Origin of the sequence: Salmonella sp. 2020_1395 (genome assembly GCF_043848115.1) — a bacterium.
GTDB classification, from domain to species: Bacteria; Pseudomonadota; Gammaproteobacteria; order Enterobacterales; family Enterobacteriaceae; genus Salmonella; species Salmonella enterica.
The window spans coordinates 1-4,297 of the sequence record NZ_JBCMFH010000034.1; the positions used below are offsets into that span (position 1 = coordinate 1).

Annotated in this window: 5 protein-coding genes and 2 pseudogenes; 2 read left to right on the top strand and 5 right to left on the bottom strand. The window is 42.1% G+C overall.

Features of this window, described 5'->3' with window-relative positions; translation table 11 throughout:
* Both ACH0WD_RS24320 and ACH0WD_RS24325 read left to right on the top strand, forming a co-directional pair.
* Positions 1–201 (top strand): hypothetical protein (locus ACH0WD_RS24320; protein WP_205001370.1); only part of this gene is annotated, 201 nt, incomplete at its 5' end.
* Between the two features lie 47 nt (positions 202–248).
* Complete coding sequence (locus ACH0WD_RS24325) at positions 249–1,109, top strand: broad-spectrum class A beta-lactamase TEM-1 (RefSeq protein WP_000027057.1); 861 nt, start codon at positions 249–251, stop codon at positions 1,107–1,109.
* A gap of 257 nt (positions 1,110–1,366) precedes the next feature.
* On the opposite strand, the gene sul3 is transcribed toward ACH0WD_RS24325, so the two are convergent.
* From sul3 to ACH0WD_RS24350, 5 genes and pseudogenes are all read right to left on the bottom strand, one after another.
* Positions 1,367–2,158 carry a sulfonamide-resistant dihydropteroate synthase Sul3 gene (sul3, locus tag ACH0WD_RS24330; RefSeq protein WP_000034420.1) on the bottom strand — a complete coding sequence of 264 codons (792 nt, stop codon included), beginning with the start codon at positions 2,156–2,158 and terminating at the stop codon, positions 1,367–1,369.
* Positions 2,159–2,626: 468 nt separating this feature from the next.
* Positions 2,627–2,872 carry a GrpB family protein gene (locus ACH0WD_RS24335; RefSeq protein WP_001354008.1) on the bottom strand — a complete coding sequence of 82 codons (246 nt, stop codon included), beginning with the start codon at positions 2,870–2,872 and terminating at the stop codon, positions 2,627–2,629.
* 37 nt (positions 2,873–2,909) lie between these two features.
* The gene (locus tag ACH0WD_RS24340; protein WP_000612791.1) at positions 2,910–3,773 is read right to left on the bottom strand and encodes an SDR family oxidoreductase; all 864 of its coding nucleotides are present in this window, start codon (positions 3,771–3,773) and stop codon (positions 2,910–2,912) included.
* A 145-nt stretch (positions 3,774–3,918) separates the two neighbouring features.
* Positions 3,919–4,171 (bottom strand): annotated as a pseudogene (locus tag ACH0WD_RS24345) (hypothetical protein); the annotation flags it as partial.
* A gap of 51 nt (positions 4,172–4,222) precedes the next feature.
* Positions 4,223–4,297, bottom strand: a pseudogene (locus tag ACH0WD_RS24350) (IS6 family transposase); the annotation flags it as partial.

A 4,297-nucleotide genomic window follows, 5' to 3' on the forward strand; every position in this document is an offset into this window, starting at 1 on the left:
GTACCAGCGTACGGCCCACAGAATGATGTCACGCTGAAAATGCCGGCCTTTGAATGGGTTCATGTGCAGCTCCATCAGCAAAAGGGGATGATAAGTTTATCACCACCGACTATTTGCAACAGTGCCCTTTTCGGGGAAATGTGCGCGGAACCCCTATTTGTTTATTTTTCTAAATACATTCAAATATGTATCCGCTCATGAGACAATAACCCTGGTAAATGCTTCAATAATATTGAAAAAGGAAGAGTATGAGTATTCAACATTTTCGTGTCGCCCTTATTCCCTTTTTTGCGGCATTTTGCCTTCCTGTTTTTGCTCACCCAGAAACGCTGGTGAAAGTAAAAGATGCTGAAGATCAGTTGGGTGCACGAGTGGGTTACATCGAACTGGATCTCAACAGCGGTAAGATCCTTGAGAGTTTTCGCCCCGAAGAACGTTTTCCAATGATGAGCACTTTTAAAGTTCTGCTATGTGGTGCGGTATTATCCCGTGTTGACGCCGGGCAAGAGCAACTCGGTCGCCGCATACACTATTCTCAGAATGACTTGGTTGAGTACTCACCAGTCACAGAAAAGCATCTTACGGATGGCATGACAGTAAGAGAATTATGCAGTGCTGCCATAACCATGAGTGATAACACTGCTGCCAACTTACTTCTGACAACGATCGGAGGACCGAAGGAGCTAACCGCTTTTTTGCACAACATGGGGGATCATGTAACTCGCCTTGATCGTTGGGAACCGGAGCTGAATGAAGCCATACCAAACGACGAGCGTGACACCACGATGCCTGCAGCAATGGCAACAACGTTGCGCAAACTATTAACTGGCGAACTACTTACTCTAGCTTCCCGGCAACAATTAATAGACTGGATGGAGGCGGATAAAGTTGCAGGACCACTTCTGCGCTCGGCCCTTCCGGCTGGCTGGTTTATTGCTGATAAATCTGGAGCCGGTGAGCGTGGGTCTCGCGGTATCATTGCAGCACTGGGGCCAGATGGTAAGCCCTCCCGTATCGTAGTTATCTACACGACGGGGAGTCAGGCAACTATGGATGAACGAAATAGACAGATCGCTGAGATAGGTGCCTCACTGATTAAGCATTGGTAACTGTCAGACCAAGTTTACTCATATATACTTTAGATTGATTTAAAACTTCATTTTTAATTTAAAAGGATCTAGGTGAAGATCCTTTTTGATAATCTCATGACCAAAATCCCTTAACGTGAGTTTTCGTTCCACTGAGCGTCAGACCCCTATGATTACCCTCTTAGTAACAGTTCGAAAGATCCAGACCTAAGTCAAGTACGCCAACACAACTTCAGAGCAAGTATAGCATATTCATTTAGAAAGCTAAAAAAATAAAACTAACCTAGGGCTTTGGATATTTTCAAGGCATCTGATAAAGACTTAACATCATGGGTGCGGAGATAATCTGCACCTTTTTTGTATGCATACATTTCTGCTGCAAGAGTTGGTGCTAAACGAGATTTCACATCGGTTCCAGTTATTTTACCTAAGAATGATTTCCGTGACACTGCAATCATTACTTGCAAATTAAAAGCTTCTTGAATTTCAGGGAAACGCTTCAAAACAAGAATAGATGTTTCTGGATTAGAGCCTAAAAAGAAGCCCATACCCGGATCAAGAATAATTCGTTCACGCTTTACACCAGCCTCAACTAAAGCAGCAATTCTTTCTTTAAAAAATTCCATCATGGAAGTAAAAACCTCTTCCGGATTCGTTTCAACTTTAGTAGCTGCACCAATTCGCTGAACGGAGTGCATCAACACAAGTTTGCAATCTGACTTTGCCAAGCCTGAATAAATCTCAGGATAAGGAAAACCTTGAATATCATTAATAAAATCAACCTTTTGTTCTATGCAAAAACTCTGAACCTCAGGTTTAAATGTATCAACAGAAATAGAAATGCCTTTTTCTTTTAAAGCCTTAATGACAGGTTTGAGTCTTTTGATTTCTTCCACAACGCCCACTTCAGTTGTATCAGGATTACTGGAAGCGGCTCCCAAATCAATCACATCTGCTCCATCTTCAACCAAATGCAGAGCATGCTCAATTGCCTTATCTGTATCTAAATAAAGTCCTCCATCGGAAAAACTATCGGTGGTTATATTTACGATTCCAAAAATCTTGCTCATATCATTTTGCTTTGATTACAAAAGTAGCATTTATCTTAATTGACTAATTATCACTTACGCAAATTGACACATTTTCCCTATCTTTGCAGCCTAATTTTTTTGTTTTAATTCATTATGAAAACTGATAGGAACTGTCATTTCGAGTTTTTCGCGGTTTTGGGTCAAAATTCGGTTTTTTCCCCGAACTACGACTGTTTTCGCACCCCGAACAACTAATCCAATCAGAATTTTCCGGCAACGCCGACTCCAAGAAGTGTAATTCCAGTCTATTTCTGCCGTCAACCCCTGATTCGCGTTAATGCGACAAAGCTCAAACACATAACTCCCCCACGAAGCCATATAAACTCCGATTTCGAGGTGTTATCCTGTTCCGCATAAACTTCGTTTTTGGGTATTATACCTACACCAAAGCAAGAAGATTATGGGTCCAAACTTCATTTGTATATTTTGCAAACAAATATCTGCCTGTCATATCTGTCGGAGTGTGGTGATACTCCTTTGCATTAAAAATGCGCTGATAAAAGGTAGTTCAGCAAAAGGCGAAACGCCAATAAATATATCTATAACCGGTTTCGCCCGTTGATTGGGTATCGCCGTGCTTCCGATATGTTCAATGGCTACGGCATGAGAACCGAAAAAATGGAGCAATTTTATTTTCTCTTCTTCAAAATTCTTTGTCCAATCCGGGTTATATTCCATAATTTCAATTTTCATGATAGTTTCGTCCTTGCCTCAAAAACCATGTTTGGTATTATACTCCATATCTCTCCGGTGCAGGAATAGCCTTTTCTGATGCACGGCTAACAGCTTCCCATTCTTCCCAGGTAGCCATCCGTGCTTTTAAGGTATCCATCGCCAAATCGTATACCATGCTGCCAAGGATAAGCCTCAAAGGCGGATTATTGCTGGCTACTAATTTCATAAGGGCTTCCGCTGCCAAGGAAGGATCACTATCGACCGAATCTTCGGAATACTGTTTCGCCAGCTCATCGCGCAGTGTACCGTATGAATCTAATGGATTGCTGTAACTCATCGAAGTGTATAAATCTGTCCAATATCCTCCTGGTTCCACCATAGTGAGTTTCACTCCGAAATGTTCCGCTTCTTTTGCTAAGGCTTCACTCATTCCTTCCAGCGCAAATTTACTTGCACTGTAAATACCAGACATCGGACCCGAGATAATAGCGCCAATGCTTGTAATCTGTATGATATGTCCAGAACGCTGCGACCTCAAATAGGGCATCACTGCCTGACAAACCCAAAGAGCTCCAAAAAAGTTTGTGTCCATTAGTTTCCGAGCATCGGATTCGTTTAGTTCTTCAATCATACCCATAGTCATGATACCCGCATTATTAACAACAATATCAAGCCTACCGAAATGTTTAACTGCTGTTTCAACCGTAGAAAAAACAGCCTCCCTATCTGTAACATCGAGGTTTAATGGCAGTAAGCTCTCTTGATATGTTTCTTCTAGCTTCGCCAAATTATCGATAGTCCTTGCAACTGCAACAACTTTATCCCCGGCTTTCAAGGCGGCGCATGTAAAAGCATAGCCAAGCCCCTTGCTTGCTCCGGTAATAAACCATACTCTTTTATTTTCGCTATTAGGTATCATAGATATTCTCCTTTAGGCTATTATAGAAAGATTATTATAAGCGAAATTAATACCGTTAAACGCCATGAGCCCGACAATTTTGAGCACTTTGTTTTGTACTCCCAGAAGCTCACCACTACAAATTATCATCAACCCGGTCCTTTTTTCAGTCCACTTGCGGTTTTCATTGTTACTTTGTCATAGCGTCGTGTCAGAATGCGGCAGAGAACAGCGTTTACTATCAACGCAACACCAGACCAGAAAAACCATGTATTAACACCTATAACCTCAACAACCGGACCTGCAACAAGTAAGCCTATCGGCATAGAAAGAGTCATGGCGGTCATCAAAAGGGAAAACACCTTGCCCATCATTTCAGGGGCAATGCTTTCTTGAACATAAGCCATAACAGGAACATGGCACTGTTGCAAAGTTAGCGATGAGGCAGCCTTTTGTCTTATTCAAAGGCCTTACATTTCAAAAACTCTGCTTACCAGGCGCATTTCGCCCAGGGGATCACCATAATAAAATGCTGAGGCCTGGCC

Coding starts and splice junctions, on each gene's coding strand:
- ACH0WD_RS24340 (WP_000612791.1), bottom strand. CDS start 3,773: ATGATACCTAATAGCGAAAATAAAAGAGTATGGTTTATTACCGGAGCA.
- sul3 (WP_000034420.1), bottom strand. CDS start 2,158: ATGAGCAAGATTTTTGGAATCGTAAATATAACCACCGATAGTTTTTCC.
- ACH0WD_RS24325 (WP_000027057.1), top strand. CDS start 249: ATGAGTATTCAACATTTTCGTGTCGCCCTTATTCCCTTTTTTGCGGCA.
- ACH0WD_RS24335 (WP_001354008.1), bottom strand. CDS start 2,872: ATGAAAATTGAAATTATGGAATATAACCCGGATTGGACAAAGAATTTT.